Raw genomic sequence first — 16,659 nt, 5'->3', positions numbered from 1 at the left:
AACTCGAAGGTTAAGGTTACAGGCTTCAAGCTCACCATCAGTTTTTCGCAATAAGACACGAACAAGGGACACGTAACGTGGCAGCTCCGCAGAATTACTTGGCCGTCATCAAAGTCGTCGGCATCGGCGGCGGTGGCGTGAACGCAGTCAACCGCATGATCGAGGTCGGCCTCCGAGGTGTTGAATTCATCGCCATCAACACCGACGCCCAGGCACTGCTGATGAGCGACGCCGACGTCAAGCTCGATGTAGGCCGGGAACTGACCCGCGGCCTCGGAGCCGGCGCCAACCCGGAGGTGGGCAAGCAGGCTGCCGAGGACCACGCCGACGAAATCGAGGAAGTGCTGCGCGGAGCCGACATGGTCTTTGTGACCGCCGGCGAAGGCGGCGGAACCGGCACTGGCGGCGCGCCCGTCGTCGCCCGCATTGCACGTTCGCTTGGCGCCCTGACCATCGGTGTCGTTACCCGTCCCTTCACCTTCGAAGGCCGCCGCCGCGCGGGCTCGGCCGAATCCGGCATCGACGCGCTGCGCGACGAAGTGGACACCCTGATCGTGATCCCCAACGATCGCCTGCTCTCCATCAGCGACCGCAACGTCTCGGTCCTCGACGCCTTCCGCTCAGCCGACCAGGTGCTGCTCTCCGGCGTCCAGGGCATCACCGACCTCATCACCACCCCGGGCCTGATCAACCTCGACTTCGCCGACGTCAAGTCGGTCATGCAGGGTGCCGGCTCCGCGCTCATGGGCATCGGCTCCGCACGGGGCGAAGACCGCGCCGTCAAGGCCGCGGAGCTTGCCATCGCCTCGCCGCTGCTGGAGGCCTCCATTGACGGCGCCCACGGTGTGCTGCTGTCCATCCAGGGCGGCTCGGACCTCGGCCTCTTCGAGATCAACGAAGCCGCACGCCTGGTCCAGGAAGTTGCCCACCCCGAAGCGAACATCATCTTCGGTGCCGTCATCGACGACGCCCTCGGCGACGAAGCGAGGGTCACCGTCATCGCAGCAGGTTTCGACGACGTCAAGGCCACCTCGCCGTCCATGGACCAGTCCCAGCCGCAGGCACAGGCTGCGCCGCAGCGGCCGGCAGCACCTGCGCCGTCGCAGGCGCCGTCCGCCGGTAACCACCAGGGCGGCAGCCACCAGTCGAACGTCCAGCCGGTCCACGCAGGCGTCGGTGCGGCCGGCCTGAGCAACTGGGGCCAGCAGCGCCCCACGGCGGTACCCGCAGACTCCGGTTTCGACGTGGACCTGCCGTCCGTCGTGGAGCCGGACCTTACCGGCAACCACCAGGACGACCTGGATGTCCCCGACTTCCTGAAGTAGGCAGCGGCTTGTTCCACTGGCGGGCCGGCATCCTTCCGGGGGTGTCGGCCGCTTTCACGAACAGCGACGCCGGTAACCTGGCACTCCACGTCGGAGACGATCCCGAATCGGTTCGGCAACGCCGGGCACGGCTCGAACAGGAGCTCGGCGTCAGTGCCGGCAGCCTCCGGTTCATGAACCAGGTCCACGGAACTGACGTGGCCCTGATGGATGCTGTCAGTCCCGCTCCCGAGGCGGATGCGATGGTGTCATGCGGCACTCCGCTGGCCGTGATGGTGGCGGACTGCATCCCCGTGGTCCTCGTTGGTGCGTCGGCCGACGGACCCGTCCTGGCGGTAGTCCACGCCGGCCGTCCCGGCCTTGCCGGCGGAGTCATCCCCGCGGCCCTGGAGCGCATGGCTTCATTAGGGGCCACCGGCATCCGGGCCTGGCTTGGGCCATCTATTTGTGGGCGCTGCTACGAGGTTCCTGGTGCCATGCAGGAGGAAGTAGTTGCCGCAGTGCCTGCCACCCGGAGCACAACCTCCTGGGGCACTCCCGGCCTCGACCTGCCGGCCGGTGCGCGGAGCCAGTTGGAACACGCCGGAGTGACTGTCGAATACAGCGGGCCTTGCACCCTTGAGACGCCGTCCCTGTACTCCTACCGCCGGGACCGCCACACCGGCCGATTTGCAGGGCTGGTGTGGTGCCATGACTGACGCCGCAACAGCTGGTGATCCCCGCTTCCGTGAACTCGCCGGGCGTCTGGACGCGGTACGGGAGCGCATCGCCAGGGCAGTCGGGTCGGCCGGGCGCGAAGGCCAACCGCCCAGGCTGATCGTGATCACCAAATTCCATCCGGCGGATGACATCCGCCGGCTGGCAGCCCTGGGCGTCACGGACGTCGGCGAGAACAGGGACCAGGAGGCCGCGGCCAAGGCGGCCGAGCTGGCTGAGGCTGGCCTGGCGTGGCACTTCGTCGGCCAGCTGCAGACCAAAAAGGCCAAGTCGGTGGTGCGCTATGCAGCTGCCGTGCACTCGGTGGACCGGCCCCAGCTCGTTGATGCGCTGGCCAAAGCGGTGCTCAACGAACAGGACGCCACAGGGCGGGCGCCATTGGACTGCTTCATCCAGGTCAGTCTCGAAGACGACGCCGGAGCGCACCGGGGCGGCGCGTTGCCCGCTGACGTTCCGGCGCTGGCCGATCGGATCGCCGCAGCGGAGGGGTTGCGCCTGGCAGGTGTCATGGCGGTGGCTCCGCTCGGTGCCGCACCCGAACCGGCCTTCGAAAACCTCCGCCGGGTCTCGGAACTGCTGGTGCAGGCCCACCCGGCGGCATCCGGCATTTCGGCCGGCATGAGCCAGGACCTTGAAGCTGCGATCAAATTTGGGGCGACACACCTGCGGATCGGCTCCGATATTCTCGGATCGCGTCCGGCCGTGGGGTAGCGTCGGGACTGTTGGAAGTGATGGGCGGGGGACTCCAGTGCTGTTCAAGTCATTGGGCGGCCCGCTTACGGGACACGATTAGGAGTCGACCATGGCCGGCGCTCTGCGCAAGACAATGATCTATCTTGGGCTCGCCGACGGCGATGAGCATTACGAGTCCGAGGAACTGAACACACGTAAGGATGAGGACGAAACGATGGAAGCAGACCGCGAGGAACGCCGTGCACCTGCACCCGTCCGCGAGGTCAGCCGTGAAACGTCCTACACCCCCGAAGAGGAATACCGGGCCCCTGTGACCCCCATCAAGCGTGCGGCCTCCAGCCGCGAAGAGACCTCAGGCCTCCGACAGATCACCACTATCCATCCCCGCTCCTACAACGATGCCAAACTCATCGGTGAGAGCTTCCGGGACGGCATTCCTGTGATCATGAACGTTACCGACATGGGTGAGTCGGATGCCAAGCGGTTGGTGGACTTCTCCGCCGGGCTGGTGTTCGGCCTGCGCGGCAGCATCGAGCGGGTCACCAACAAGGTGTTCCTCCTGTCGCCGTCCTACGTTGAGGTCATCGGCGACGACAAGAAGGCCAGCGACACCCAGGCCAGCTTCTTCAACCAGAGCTGACCCGCAGACGTTGAACAGATGCCAGGCCGGGACACCTGTCTGGCATCTGTGCTGAAATAGACACAACACATCGGCGCCACCGCGGCATCGGCTTTTTGAACATGGAGATATGAGTTAAGGCATGGGAATTGTTTTCGGACTTGTCTATCTCGCGCTCCTGCTGTTTTTTGTTGCCCTGATCATCCGCCTGGTATTCGACTGGGTGCAGATGTTCGCCCGGGAATGGCGGCCGCGCGGCGTTGCCCTGGTGGTGGCGCACGCTGTCTACTCCATCACGGACCCGCCCCTCAAAGTGCTGCGCCGGCTGATTCCGCCGCTGCGACTGGGCGGCATCTCGCTGGACCTTGGCTTCCTGATCCTCTTCGTCGCTGTCAGCATTGCGATGGGAATCACCAGGAGCTTCGCCTGATTCAGAGATTTACACCCATGCAACGCAAGACGGTGCCACCGGGACCGGATAGTGTAAAGCAGGGAAACTCGAGTTTGACACTGCAGTGTTGAATTAGAGATAGCAGACCAAATTTAGGTACCGTAGTTTTGACGGCCGGAAGGCCTACTGACTAACCAGACCAGTGAGGTGACCAGATGGCTTTGACGCCAGAAGACGTTGTCAACAAGCGCTTTCAGCCGACCAAGTTCCGCGAGGGCTACGACCAGGATGAAGTTGATGACTTCCTGGACGAGATCGTCGTTGAACTTCGCCGCCTGAACCAGGAGAACGACGAGCTCCGCAAGAAGCTCTCCGAGGCTGGTTCCAGCGTTCCGGCAACCGCCGCTACAGCCCCTGTGGTGGAGAAGGTTCCCGCGCCCGTCAAGGCTGACAAGGACGAAGCCCGCGAAAAGGCCGAGGCTGAGGCCAAGGCTGCCGAAGCGAAGAAGAAGGACGTCCAGCCGGCCGCTCCCGTCGCCGCAGCCCCTGCAGCCGCAGCGGCCTCCACGTCCACCCCCTCCGCTGAATCTGCTGCCGGCCTGCTGGCCATGGCGCAGCAGATGCACGACCGCCACGTCGCCGACGGCCAGTCGCAGAAGGACAAGATCATCGCCGAGGCGCAGATCGAAGCCAGCAGCCTCGTCAACGACGCCCAGGAAAAGTCCCGCAAGATCCTCGGTGCACTCGAGCAGCAGCGCTCCGTCCTGGAACGCAAGGTGGAGCAGCTCCGCGGCTTCGAGCGCGACTACCGTTCACGCCTGAAGGCCTACATCGAAGGCCAGCTGCGCGATCTGGATGCCCGTGGCTCCGTGGCGACGCCGGAAGTCAGCGAAGCCAACTAGCACGTACAGCACGTATTCTGAAAGCCGGTGGCTGAGGATTCCTCGGCCACCGGCTTTTGGCATTGACCCGGTTTACGAATGAAAGCACCATGACTGACGAACTTGCCGCCGGCGCTGCACGCCCTGTCCCGCCGTCACCCCGCCCACGACGCGGGGTGCTGCTGTCCTTCTTCGCCGGATTCGCAGTATTTGCCTACGTCTTCGACCAGCTGACCAAGGTGTGGGTGACATCCACCATGGTGGAGGGTGAACGCATCCCGGTTCTGCCGCCCCTCCTGCACTGGTACTTCATCCGGAACTCCGGTGCAGCCTTCTCCATCGGCGAGAACGTCACGTGGGTGTTCTCCATCATCATGGCCGCCGTCGCTGTCGCCATCCTTTTCCAGGTCCGGAAGCTGGGTTCTGTCTGGTGGGCCCTTGCGCTGGGCCTGCTGCTGGGCGGGGCGCTCGGCAACCTGACGGACCGGCTCTTCCGGGAACCCTCGTTCGGCATGGGCCATGTGGTGGACTTCATCCAGCTGCCCAACTTCGCCATCTTCAACATCGCCGATTCCGCGGTGGTCTCCGCTGTGGCCATCATCTGCATCCTGACTCTCCGCGGCATTTCCCTGGACGGAACCCGGGTGCATGCCGAGCGGAAGGGCACGGACGCTGATGCCTGAGCAGTTCATCGTCACGGAAGAATATGGTGGCACCCGCGCGGATGCAGGCCTTGCAGCCATTATGGGAATCTCGCGCTCAGCTGCCGCCGCCCTGATCGCGGAAGGGCACGTACTCAGCCGGGGTAAAGCCCTTGGCAAGTCAGCGAAACTGGCGGCCGGCGACACCCTGGAGGTCACCATTCCGGAGCGGCGCGATCCGCTGGAAGTCGTGGAGGAAATTGTGGAAGGCCTGAAGATCCTGCTGGACGACGACGATTTCGTCGTCGTCGATAAACCGGTGGGGGTCGCCGCGCACCCTTCTCCCGGCTGGGTTGGGCCCACCGTGGTGGGTGGGCTGGCCGGTGCCGGCTACCGCATCTCCACGTCCGGTTCGCCGGAACGGGCCGGGATTGTCCACCGGCTCGACGTCGGCACGTCCGGCGTGATGGTGGTGGCCAAGTCCGAGAGGGCCTACACAGCCCTCAAGCGGGCGTTCAAGGAACGCACGGTGGACAAGGTGTACCACGCCGTGGTCCAGGGCCTGCCGGATCCCCTGACCGGAACCATCGATGCCCCCATCGGCCGCCACCCGGGGCACGACTGGCGGTTTGCCGTGACGGAAGAGGGCCGGCCATCCGTGACGCACTATGAGGTATTGGAAGCCTTTGGCAAGGCGTCCCTCGTGGAAGTGCACCTCGAGACCGGCCGCACGCACCAGATCCGCGTCCATTTCTCCGCACTCCGCCATCCCTGCGCGGGCGACCTCACGTACGGCGCCGATCCGCGTCTGGCCGCAACCCTTGGACTCACGCGGCAGTGGCTCCATGCGCGGGAACTCGGCTTCGACCACCCGGTGACGGGTGAGCGGGTGCGCGTGGCCAGCGACTATCCCCAGGACCTGGCCTTCGCCCTCGACGTGCTCGCCTCGGGACAGGCCTGAGCGGCATCGTCCTGGCAGTGCCGTAACCAGCCAGCGCATAGAATAGTGCGGTGACTTCCAGCAATGATTCGTTTGTCCACCTGCACACCCACACCGAATACTCCATGCTGGATGGAGCCGCCCGGCTGGGGGAGCTGTTCGACGAAACCGAACGGCTGGGCATGCCTGCGCTGGCTACCACGGACCACGGCTACCTGTTCGGTGCGTTCGATTTCTGGCAGAAAGCCCAAGCCAAGGGCATCAAGCCCATCATCGGCGTCGAAGCCTATGTGACTCCCGGAACAGCGCGGACTGACAAGGAACGCGTGCGGTGGGGCGACGAATCGCAGCGCAAGGACGACGTCTCCGGTGGCGGTTCGTATACCCACATGACGCTCCTGAGCTACAACAACGTGGGCATGCGGAACCTTTTCCGCGCATCCTCCATCGCATCCCTGGATTCTGTCTTCGGAAAGTGGCCGCGGCTCGACCGGGAACTGCTCAACACCTACTCCGAGGGCCTGATCGCCACCACCGGCTGCCCCTCCGGCGAGGTCCAGACCCGGCTGCGCCTTGGCCAGTACCGCGAAGCCGTGGAAGCCGCGGCGGAGTTCCGGGACATTTTCGGTGCCGAGAACTACTTCTGCGAACTGATGGACCATGGCCTGGACATCGAGCGGCGCGTCACCGGTGACCTGCTGCGGCTGGCCAAGGAGCTGAACCTGCCGCTGGTGGCCACCAACGACCTCCACTACACGCACGAGCACGACGCGAAGGCGCACGAGGCGCTGCTGGCCATCCAGTCCGGGTCGACCCTGCTGGAGCCCACCTATGACAACGGCGGCTCCCGGTTCGCGTTCTCCGGCAGCGGCTACTACCTGAAGTCCCCGCAGGAAATGCGCGAACTCTTCCGCGACCACCCCGAGGCCTGCGACAACACGCTGCTCATCGCCGAGCGGTGCGAAGTGTCGTTCAACACGAACGCCAACTTCATGCCGCGGTTCCCCTGCCCGCCGGGCGAGGATGAAACCTCCTGGCTGGTCAAGGAAGTGGACCTGGGACTGCAGTACCGGTACCCCAAGGGCATCCCTGACGAGGTCCGCAAGCAGGCGGACTACGAGCTGGGCGTCATCACCTCGATGGGCTTTCCCGGCTATTTCCTTGTGGTGGCGGACTTCATCAACTGGGCCAAGAACAACGGCATCCGCGTCGGCCCCGGCCGTGGTTCCGGTGCCGGATCCATGGTGGCGTACGCCATGCGAATTACGGACCTCGACCCGCTGCGGCACGGCCTGATCTTCGAACGCTTCCTCAACCCGGACCGCGTTTCCATGCCCGACTTCGACGTCGACTTCGATGACCGGCGCCGCTCCGAGGTCATCGACTACGTGACGCGCAAGTACGGCGACGAGCGCGTGGCCATGATCGTGACCTATGGCACCATCAAGACCAAGCAGGCGCTTAAGGACTCCTCGCGCGTGCTGGGCTACCCGTTCAGCATGGGGGAGCAGCTCACCAAGGCCCTGCCCCCGGCTGTCATGGCCAAGGACATTCCGCTGGCCGACATCCAGAACCCGGAGGCCAAGCGGTACAGCGAAGCAGGGGACTTCCGGCAGCTTGTCAGCACGGATCCGGAGGCCGCCAAGGTCTTCGAGACAGCCCTGGGCATCGAGGGCCTGAAACGCCAGTGGGGTGTGCATGCCGCCGGCGTCATCATGTCCTCGGACCCGATCATCGACGTGATCCCCATCATGCGCCGCTTCCAGGACGGCCAGGTGATCACCCAGTTCGATTACCCCACGTCCGAGGGCCTGGGCCTGATCAAGATGGACTTCCTGGGCCTGCGGAACCTGACGATCATTTCCGACGCCCTCGAGAACATCAAGATGAACCGCGGCATCGACCTGGACCTCGAAAACCTGGAGCTCGACGACGCGCCGTCCTACGAGCTCCTGGCCCGCGGCGACACCCTGGGCGTTTTCCAGCTCGACGGCGGACCCATGCGGTCCCTGCTCAAGCTGATGAAGCCTGACAACTTCGAAGACATTTCCGCTGTCCTTGCGCTCTACCGGCCGGGTCCCATGGGTGCCAACGCCCACACCGACTATGCGCTCCGCAAGAACGGCATCCAGGAAGTCATCCCCATCCACCCGGAACTGGAGGAGCCCCTCAAGGAGATCCTCGGCGGCACCTACGGCCTGATCGTGTACCAGGAGCAGGTCATGGCCGTGGCGCAGAAGCTGGCAGGCTACTCCCTGGGCCAGGCAGACATCCTCCGCCGCGCCATGGGCAAGAAGAAGAAATCGGAACTGGACAAACAGTTCGCCGGCTTCTCCCAGGGCATGCAGGACAACGGCTACTCCATGGCGGCCGTGAAGACGCTCTGGGACATCCTGCTCCCGTTCTCGGACTACGCGTTCAACAAGGCCCACTCGGCCGCCTACGGCGTCATTTCGTACTGGACCGCCTACCTGAAGGCGCACTACGCACCCGAATACATGGCTGCGCTGCTGACATCGGTGGGTGACGACAAGGACAAGTCGGCCATCTACCTCAACGAGTGCCGTCGCATGGGCATCACCGTCCTGCCACCGGACGTCAACGAATCGGCCCTGAACTTCACCCCTGTGGGTACGGACATCCGCTTCGGCATGGGCGCCATCCGCAATGTCGGCGTCAACGCGGTGGAGGCCATGGTTGCCGCGCGTGAGAGCGAGGGCGTCTACACATCCTTCAAGGATTACCTGATGAAGGTACCGGCGGTGGTCTGCAACAAGCGGACCATCGAGTCGCTGATCAAATCCGGCGCCTTCGACTCCCTGGGCCACCACCGCCGCGCGCTGGCGATGATCCACGAAGAAGCCATCGACTCCGTGATCACGCTCAAGCGCAACGAGGCGATTGGCCAGTTCGACCTCTTCGCGGGCTTCGAGGAGGCCGAGTCCGAAGCGTCGCTGAGCATCGAGATCCCGGACTTGCCTGAGTGGGAGAAGAAGGACAAGCTCTCGTTCGAGCGCGACATGCTGGGGCTTTACGTCTCAGACCACCCGCTCCAGGGCCTGGAAGGGGTCCTGAGCCAGCACGCGGAAATGAGCATCACCACCATCCTGGGTGAAGACGGGCCGCAGGACGGCGCAATCCTCACCATCGCAGGCATGATCACCTCGCTCAGCCGCAGGATCGCCAAAGCCAGCGGCAACGCCTACGCACGCGCCGAGGTGGAGGACCTTGGCGGTTCCATCGAGGTCATGTTCTTCGGCCAGGTCTACGGACCCATCGCCTCAGTGCTCGCCGAGGACCTGATCGTGGTGGTGAAGGGCCGCCTCCAGAAACGCGACGACGGCGCCATCACCCTGAACTGCATGGAACTGTCCGTCCCCGACCTCAGCGAAGGCCTGAACGGCCCCCTGGTCATCACCATGCAGACGCACAAGGCCACCGAGGCTGTAGTGACCGAACTCGGCGATGTGCTCCGTACCCACCGGGGAAATTCCGAGGTCCGGCTGCACCTCCAGGGCGACACCCGCACCGAGGTCATGGGCCTCCCTGTGCACCTGCGGGTCAACCCGAGCCCCTCGCTGTTCGGCGACCTGAAAGTCCTCCTGGGCCCCGCCTGCCTGGACGCCTAGGCGCTCTTCCCCCAGGGAAGCACGACGGCGGAAGTCGCCTTCCGCCGTCGTTCGCCCTTCTGCGGGAGGTGTCTTCGCCGGGGCTAGATTTCGTAGTCGAGGGGGACAGGTTGGCCGTAACCCCCGGCGTGGTACAGGAGGGGAGTGCCTTCGCCGCCCACCTGGCCGTCCACCACCTGGACCACCACCACGGCGTTGTTTTCGAAGGAAAGGCGCATCTGAACTTCGCCGATCAGCCAACCTGCAACGTCCTTCAGCACGGGAACCCCGTGCGGCCCGGTTGCCCAGTGGTCGCCCTCGAAACGGTTTCCGGCGGCCGAGAACCGTGCGGCCAGCTGCTGGTTTTCGAGCCCCAGCATGTGGACTCCGATATACGTGGTGTTGGCCACGGCCGGCCAGGAACGCGAACTGCGGGCCATGTTGAAGGTGAAGCGTGGCGGCTGGGCGGAGAGCGAAGCCACTGACGTGGCCGTGAAGCCGTAGGGCTCGTCCTGGTAGTTGACCGTGATGATGGCCACCCCGGCTGCGTGGCGCCGGAACATTTCCCTGAATGTCCGCTCGAACTGCGCGCTGTTGTCGGTCACCCGGTACTCCTGAAGGCTGGATGGGCAGTTGCTTGTTTCCTAACCCTATTGTCCGCCTTCCCCGGGAGGGCAACATTCCGACACAGGCGGGAGGGCAACATCCCGTGGCTGGGCCGCGGTCCGCGGGCAGGAACATTTGTTAAGGTTTGTGGCATGACACTTACACCCCGCCGGGACCGGCCGCGCCTGCCGTGGGCCCTCTTCGCCGTTCCTGCGGTTGCCGGCATTCCCGCCGGAATCCTCTGGTGGCTGCTGGCGCCGGGCGGCCTCAACCTGATCACCCGGGACCCGGCACTGGCTACCGGCTCCAACCCCTCCGTCTGGCTGCCGCGGGACCTCACGCTTGCTGGCCTGATGGTCCTTGCCGGCTGCCTCCTTGCGGTGTTCCTGGCCGACCGCCGGCGCCCCCGGCCGGAGGCGTCGTTGGTGCTGGGCCTGGCTGGGGCGGTGATTGGCAGCGTCCTTGCCTGGCAGACCGGTATGTTGGCCGGACGCCTGTGGGGCACTCCGGTGGACACCTCCGTGAATGCAAGCCTGGCGTTTTCGCTCCGCGCACTGCCGGTGTTGCTCCTGTGGCCGGCAGCCACCGCCATTTCCGTTTTTGTCCTGGAACTCCTGGAACAGCTTGGCAGGAAGCCCGGCGCCGGGAACCGGCTGGAGGATGCCGCTGGCAGCAGTGGCCGCGGCGCCCCGTAAAATGGTCCGGTGACCATTTCATCGGAGTTCCCCGCCACCCCCGCCACTGCCGTGAACTTCCGGACGGTGGACGTCCGGGGCCGAAACCTGACGCTCGCCGGGCTCCGCGCGGCCGTGCCCCGCGCGCAGGGACAGACGGTGGCCAACGCCGAAGAGAAGGTCCTCGACATTATCGGCGCCGTCCGCGCGCGCGGGTTCGGGGCGCTGGCTGAGCTGGCCCTCCGGTTCGACGGTGTGGAGCAGTCCCACCCCCGGGTGCCCGCGGAGGCCCTCGACTCGGCCCTGGACAACCTGGACCCCGCCGTCCGGAAAGCCCTTGAGGAATCCATCCGGCGTGCCCGCATCTTCGCTGACGGCCAGCGTCCCCGCAATGTCGACGTCGAACTCGGCGACGGGGCCCTGGTCAGCCAGAACTGGGTTCCAGTGGCACGCGTGGGCCTCTACGTGCCCGGCGGCCTGGCCGTTTACCCGTCGTCGGTCATCATGAACGTGGTGCCGGCACTGGCCGCCGGTGTGGAATCCATCGCCCTGGCGTCGCCACCGCAGAAGGAGTTCGGCGGCTTGCCGCACCCGACCATCCTTGCCGCGGCCGCCCTGCTGGGAATCACTGAGGTGTACGCCATCGGCGGCGCGCAGGCCATCGCAGCGTTCGCCTACGGCGTTGAGGCGGCGCAAGCCGGCCCGGCCCTGGAACCCGTGGACGTGGTGACAGGGCCCGGCAACATCTTCGTTGCCACTGCCAAGCGCCTGGTGAAGGGTGTGGTGGGCATCGATTCCGAGGCAGGCACCACCGAGATTGCAATCCTCGCTGACTCCACCGCACAGCCTGCCCTGGTTGCGGCCGACCTGATCAGCCAGGCGGAGCACGACCCCCAGGCGGCGTCGGTCCTGATCACGGATTCGGAGGACCTCGCCGCTGCAGTGCGCGCGGAGCTGGACGTGCAGGCCGCTTCGACCAGGCATTCCGACCGTGTCCGTCAAGCCCTGTCCGGCCCCCAATCGGGCGTGGTGCTGGTGGACGGCCTGGAACAGGGCATCGCGGCGTGTGATGCCTATGCCGCCGAGCACTTGGAGATCATGACCGAGGACGCTTCTGCCGTCGCGGCGCGGATCAGGAACGCCGGGGCGATCTTCGTGGGGGACTACAGCCCGGTCAGCCTTGGTGACTACTGCGCCGGCTCCAACCACGTGCTCCCCACCAGCGGAACCGCGGCCTTCTCCTCCGGCCTGAACGTCACCACGTTCCTGCGCGCCATCCAGGTGGTGAACTACAGCCGGGACGCCCTTGCTGAAGTCAGCAACCACATTGTGAACCTGTCGCGCGCAGAGGACCTGCCCGCCCACGGTGACGCGGTCACGGCGCGTTTCCCGGGCGCCGCCGGCTAAGCCCGGACAGGGCATTGGCACTACATGTAGTTGGTACGCCCACTACATGTAGTAATGACACGCTTGTTATTCACCCGCGAGCCGCCGTAAACTGGAGGCCGCGGCAGTAATGCCGCGAACCTGTGCCACCATAGTCTTCACCTGCCGACTGCCGATTCCACAGTCCCCGAAGGGACCCCTGCGAGAGAGGGACGCCATGTACTGTCCGTTCTGCCGCAATCCCGATTCCCGGGTCGTGGACAGCCGGATGGCTGACGACGGGTCCGCCATCCGCCGGCGCCGCCAGTGCCCGGAGTGCGGGCGCAGGTTCACCACCGTGGAGACCACCAGCCTGTCGGTCATCAAACGGTCCGGTGTCGGCGAACCCTTCAGCCGCAGCAAGGTCATCAACGGCGTCCGCAAGGCCTGCCAGGGGCGCCCTGTGAGTGAAGACGACCTCGCCATGCTGGCGCAGGAAGTCGAAGAGCAGATCCGCGCTTCCGGCGCCGCGGAAATCGACGCCCATGAGGTGGGCCTGGTCATTCTTGGTCCGCTGCAGAAGCTGGACGAGGTCGCCTACCTTCGCTTCGCGAGCGTCTACCAGGCCTTCGAATCCCTCGAGGACTTTGAGGCAGCCATCGCCCAGCTCCGCCACGAGGCGCAGGAAGATGCCACTGAAAGCCCTGCCACGCCGCGAAAGCCGGAAAAGACTTCCCTATAAGACTTCCGGCGGCAGCTGCGGAGGGGAAGCCGCAGCTGCCGCCGGTACCTCACCCGCCCATGGCGCGGCACGACCAGCCGTGAACGTGCACTGCCGCCGCCCAGTGGATTACTAAAAGGCAGAACACCAAAACGCAGAACACCCCTTCCGGATCCGGAAGGGGTGTTCTGCGTAGGCCGGGTGGGCCGGCGTCGCGGCGCAGCCTACTTGGCGAGTTTGTGCTTGAGGGCTATTTCGACTGCGGCGCCCACAATCCCGGCTTCGTTCCGGAGCACCGCCGGGACAATCGGGGTGCGGAGCTTGAGGTTGGGCAGGTATTCGTCGGCACGCTTGGAGATGCCGCCGCCAACAATGAACAGTTCGGGGGAGAAAAGGAACTCGACGTGGGAGAAGTAGCGCTGCAGCAGTACGCTGTATTCGTCCCAGGACAGCCCGTCCCGCTCACGGGCCACGGCGGAAGCCTTGGTCTCTGCATCGAAACCGTCCACCTCCAGGTGGCCCAGCTCCGCATTCGGGACGAGCTTCCCGTCGAAGATGAAAGCCGAGCCGATCCCGGTGCCAAGCGTGATGACCAGGACGGTTCCCTTCACGCCTTCGCCAGCGCCGTAGCGGGCTTCCGCGAGTCCGGCGGCATCGGCGTCGTTGATCACCTCAACCGGGCGGCCCAGCCGGGCAGTGAGGAGGGCATCGATGTCGGTGTCGAGCCAGCTCTTGTCCACATTCGCGGCGGAGTGGACCACGCCGTGCTGGATGATGCCGGGGAAGGTCACCCCGACCGGTGAGCCGGCCTCCGGGGCCTCCGGACGCGCGGAAAGCTCAGCTACCACCAGTGCCACGGCCTCGGCCACGGCCTCTGGGGTGGCCGGCTGCGGTGTGGGCACACGGAACCGGTCGCCCAGGAGCTTGCCCTTTTTCAGGTCGACGATGCCGCCCTTGATTCCCGTGCCTCCGATGTCGATGCCGATCAGCGGGGCGTTCTTGTGCGACTTCTCGTCTTTCTTGGCCAATGGGTTTCCGTTCGTGGCAGGGGACGGGCAGGGAATAGGGTGCAGGTGGCGTGCAGCTCCCGCGGACCTGTTAGGTCGCAGTGCGGCGCGTTACGGCAGGGTGAGGATTTCGGCGCCGTTATCGGTGACGAGGAGGGTGTGCTCGAACTGGGCGGTGCGCTTGTGGTCTTTGGTGACAACGGTCCAGTCGTCGGCCCACATGTCCCATTCCACAGTGCCCAGGGTGAGCATCGGTTCAATGGTGAAGACCATGCCGGCTTCGATGACGGTGTTGTAGGCCGGGGCGGCGTCGTAGTGCGGGATGATCAGCCCGGTGTGGAAAGCCTCGCCCACGCCGTGCCCGGTGAAGTCCCGGACCACACCGTAGCCGAAGCGCTTGGCGTAGGACTGGATGGCGCGCCCGATGACGTTGATTTCGCGGCCCGGGGCAACGGCCTTGATGGCCCTGTTCAGGGATTCCTGCGTCCGTTCAACCAGCAGCCGGGAATCCTCATCCACGTCCCCCACCAGGAAGGTGTGGTTGGTGTCGCCGTGTACGCCGCTGATGAAGGCGGTGATGTCGATGTTGATGATGTCGCCGTCCCGGACCACCGTGCTGTCCGGGATGCCGTGGCAGATGACCTCGTTCAACGAAGAGCACAGCGATTTGGGAAAGCCCCGGTAGCCGAGGGTGGAGGGGTAGGCGTTGTGGTCGAGGAGGAACTCATGGCCCACCTTGTCCAGCTGGTCGGTGGTGACACCGGGCTGAATGTGTTTTCCCACCTCGACGATGGCCTGCGCCGCGATCTTCCCCGCGATGCGGATCTTTTCGATGGTCTCGGCGGATTTCACCTCGGAGCCGGTGAACTTGGCCGGGGCGGGTTTGCCCACATACTCCGGGCGGGGGATGGACGCCGGGACGGGACGCTGCGGGCTGACGGTACCGGGGGTGAGGGTGCCGATGGGTGCAGTCGAGGCAAGGGAAGGCATAGATTGATCATATAAGGCACCACAGAACGCCCAACAACCGCGAAGCCGGGTATGCCGCCGTACGAATCAACGTTACGCGGATCACGTTCCGGACGCGCCGGCCGAACCCGAGGAGCAGCAATGCCTGAGTACTGGTACAACGTCAATACCCACGAGGTCGAAGAGGACAGGCTTTCCGACTGGAGCCAGCTGATCGGGCCCTACAAGACGAGGGAAGAGGCCGAGCACGCGATCGAGAAGGTCCGCGCCCGGAACGAGACCTGGGAAAAGGGCGACGACGACTGACGGGCAGGTGCCCGCCCGGAAGCAGGTGCCGGCCTAGAAGGAGTGCTCGGGTCCAGGGAACTGCCCGGTCCGGACGTCGTCGCCGTACTGCGTGGCTGCGTCGAGCAGCGTGCTGCGCAGGTCCGCGTACTGCTTGACGAACTTGGCCATCCGGCCACCGCGGAGTCCGGCCATGTCCTGCCAGACGAGCACCTGGCCGGTGGTTTCCTTGCCGGCCCCGATGCCCACTGTGGGAACGTCGACGGCGGCGTCCACGGCGGCTGCCGTCTCCGCCGGGACCATCTCCATCAGGACACAGAACGCGCCCGCCCCGGCCAAAGCGACGGCGTCGTCAATCAGGCGCTGTGCATCGTCGCCGCGGCCCTGGACCCGGTAGCCGCCCAGGGCATGTTCGCTCTGCGGGGTGAAACCGATGTGGGCCATGACAGGTACACCGGCCTGGACCATGGCCCGGACGGTGGGGGCGTAGTAGGCGCCGCCTTCGATCTTGACCGCATGAGCCAGGCCCTCTTTCAGGAAGCGCACGCCGGTGGCCACGGCCTGCTCCGCGGAAACCTCGTAGCTGCCGAAGGGCAGGTCCGCCACCACCAGTGCGCGTTTGGCGGTACGCGCAACCGCCCGGCAGAGGGGGAGGAGCTCGTCAACGGTGACGGGCAGGGAGGTCTCGTTCCCAAAGACATTGTTGGAAGCGGAGTCACCCACCAGGAGGACCTCGATCCCGGCGGCGTCGAAGATTTCGGCAGTGTACTGCTCGTAGGCGGTCAACATCGCGAACCGGGTCCCGTCCCGCTTGGCCTGCTGCAGGTGGTGGATGCGTACCTTGGCCGGCTTCCGCTCAGCTGCGGGCGCCGGCTGCGCAGGGCCGCTGCCGTAGGGGGCGGGTACTTCGGCGGACGCGCGTGAATCGGAGCTGTTGGAGGCCATGGGACGAGCGTAGTGCGGTACCGGCCGTCCAAGCTACCGCGGGGGAGGGCGGCAAAGGTGATAACCGTCATACCCAAGGGCGTCCGCCCGCTGCCGGGGAACGGGAAAACCGGCGCCGCGGGCTGCCGTGGACCGTGCGGCAGGTTAATGCTGTGTTACGTGCGGCGCAGGCTCAAGCATCGGCGTCGAATGCTTAGTACAGTGTTTGTGAACTGCTGCCGGCTTTCCCCATGCGTGGACCCGGAGCATGGACGTTGACCGGAGAAGAGGCC

The 16,659-nt window shown here is 65.4% G+C and carries 17 protein-coding genes; 13 read left to right on the top strand and 4 right to left on the bottom strand.

Annotated features, from left to right (window positions below):
- The first annotated feature begins 77 nt into the window (after positions 1–77).
- The 9 genes from ftsZ (at position 78) to dnaE (ending at position 9,836) form a co-directional block, all read left to right on the top strand.
- Complete coding sequence (ftsZ, locus tag OVA06_RS10500) at positions 78–1,325, top strand: cell division protein FtsZ (RefSeq protein ID WP_056077533.1); 1,248 nt, start codon at positions 78–80, stop codon at positions 1,323–1,325.
- Between the two features lie 8 nt (positions 1,326–1,333).
- The gene (locus tag OVA06_RS10495; RefSeq protein ID WP_268158135.1) at positions 1,334–2,023 is read left to right on the top strand and encodes a polyphenol oxidase family protein; all 690 of its coding nucleotides are present in this window, start codon (positions 1,334–1,336) and stop codon (positions 2,021–2,023) included.
- Complete coding sequence (locus OVA06_RS10490) at positions 2,016–2,753, top strand: YggS family pyridoxal phosphate-dependent enzyme (protein ID WP_268158132.1); 738 nt, start codon at positions 2,016–2,018, stop codon at positions 2,751–2,753. The genes OVA06_RS10495 and OVA06_RS10490 overlap by 8 nt, the downstream gene beginning before the upstream one ends.
- A 91-nt stretch (positions 2,754–2,844) precedes the next feature.
- Positions 2,845–3,375: a cell division protein SepF gene (locus tag OVA06_RS10485; RefSeq protein WP_056077525.1), complete on the top strand. Its 531-nt coding sequence runs from the start codon at positions 2,845–2,847 to the stop codon at positions 3,373–3,375.
- Positions 3,376–3,496: 121 nt separating this feature from the next.
- Entirely contained in the window at positions 3,497–3,784 is a 288-nt protein-coding gene (locus OVA06_RS10480; RefSeq protein ID WP_268158130.1) for a YggT family protein, read from the top strand.
- Between the two features lie 176 nt (positions 3,785–3,960).
- Positions 3,961–4,647 carry a DivIVA domain-containing protein gene (locus tag OVA06_RS10475; RefSeq protein ID WP_268158129.1) on the top strand — a complete coding sequence of 229 codons (687 nt, stop codon included), beginning with the start codon at positions 3,961–3,963 and terminating at the stop codon, positions 4,645–4,647.
- Between the two features lie 89 nt (positions 4,648–4,736).
- A complete protein-coding gene (lspA, locus tag OVA06_RS10470) occupies positions 4,737–5,309 on the top strand; it encodes a signal peptidase II (protein ID WP_268158127.1) in 573 nt (190 codons plus the stop codon).
- Complete coding sequence (locus OVA06_RS10465; protein ID WP_268158125.1) at positions 5,302–6,228, top strand: RluA family pseudouridine synthase; 927 nt, start codon at positions 5,302–5,304, stop codon at positions 6,226–6,228. The genes lspA and OVA06_RS10465 overlap by 8 nt, the downstream gene beginning before the upstream one ends.
- Positions 6,229–6,278: 50 nt before the next feature.
- On the top strand, positions 6,279–9,836 hold the full coding sequence (dnaE, locus tag OVA06_RS10460) for a DNA polymerase III subunit alpha (RefSeq protein ID WP_268158123.1): 3,558 nt from the start codon (positions 6,279–6,281) through the stop codon (positions 9,834–9,836).
- Positions 9,837–9,919: 83 nt separating this feature from the next.
- On the opposite strand, the gene OVA06_RS10455 is transcribed toward dnaE, so the two are convergent.
- Complete coding sequence (locus OVA06_RS10455; protein ID WP_056077511.1) at positions 9,920–10,420, bottom strand: flavin reductase family protein; 501 nt, start codon at positions 10,418–10,420, stop codon at positions 9,920–9,922.
- 153 nt (positions 10,421–10,573) lie between these two features.
- Here OVA06_RS10455 and OVA06_RS10450 point away from each other — a divergent pair, with 153 nt between their 5' ends.
- From OVA06_RS10450 to nrdR, 3 genes are all read left to right on the top strand, one after another.
- Complete coding sequence (locus OVA06_RS10450) at positions 10,574–11,116, top strand: hypothetical protein (RefSeq protein WP_056077510.1); 543 nt, start codon at positions 10,574–10,576, stop codon at positions 11,114–11,116.
- 9 nt (positions 11,117–11,125) lie between these two features.
- Complete coding sequence (gene hisD / locus OVA06_RS10445; RefSeq protein WP_261620567.1) at positions 11,126–12,502, top strand: histidinol dehydrogenase; 1,377 nt, start codon at positions 11,126–11,128, stop codon at positions 12,500–12,502.
- Positions 12,503–12,698: 196 nt separating this feature from the next.
- A complete protein-coding gene (nrdR, locus tag OVA06_RS10440) occupies positions 12,699–13,202 on the top strand; it encodes a transcriptional regulator NrdR (protein ID WP_056077502.1) in 504 nt (167 codons plus the stop codon).
- A gap of 203 nt (positions 13,203–13,405) precedes the next feature.
- Here the strand turns inward: nrdR and ppgK are convergent, their stop codons facing one another.
- Both ppgK and map read right to left on the bottom strand, forming a co-directional pair.
- Positions 13,406–14,209, bottom strand: a complete 804-nt coding sequence (ppgK, locus tag OVA06_RS10435) for a polyphosphate--glucose phosphotransferase (protein WP_056077499.1) — start codon at positions 14,207–14,209, stop codon at positions 13,406–13,408.
- 90 nt (positions 14,210–14,299) lie between these two features.
- On the bottom strand, positions 14,300–15,178 hold the full coding sequence (map, locus tag OVA06_RS10430) for a type I methionyl aminopeptidase (protein WP_268158120.1): 879 nt from the start codon (positions 15,176–15,178) through the stop codon (positions 14,300–14,302).
- A gap of 120 nt (positions 15,179–15,298) precedes the next feature.
- Between map and OVA06_RS10425 the strand changes: the two genes are divergently transcribed.
- Positions 15,299–15,463 (top strand): SPOR domain-containing protein, encoded by a 165-nt coding sequence (locus OVA06_RS10425; protein WP_156368347.1) that lies wholly within the window; start codon positions 15,299–15,301, stop codon positions 15,461–15,463.
- A gap of 33 nt (positions 15,464–15,496) precedes the next feature.
- On the opposite strand, the gene panB is transcribed toward OVA06_RS10425, so the two are convergent.
- Positions 15,497–16,387 (bottom strand): 3-methyl-2-oxobutanoate hydroxymethyltransferase, encoded by an 891-nt coding sequence (gene panB, locus OVA06_RS10420; protein ID WP_268158116.1) that lies wholly within the window; start codon positions 16,385–16,387, stop codon positions 15,497–15,499.
- Between the last annotated feature and the right edge of the window lie 272 nt (positions 16,388–16,659).

Source organism: Pseudarthrobacter sp. SL88, assembly GCF_026672455.1.
GTDB lineage: Bacteria > Actinomycetota > Actinomycetes > Actinomycetales > Micrococcaceae > Arthrobacter.
This window is presented reverse-complemented; position numbering and strand designations above follow the sequence as displayed.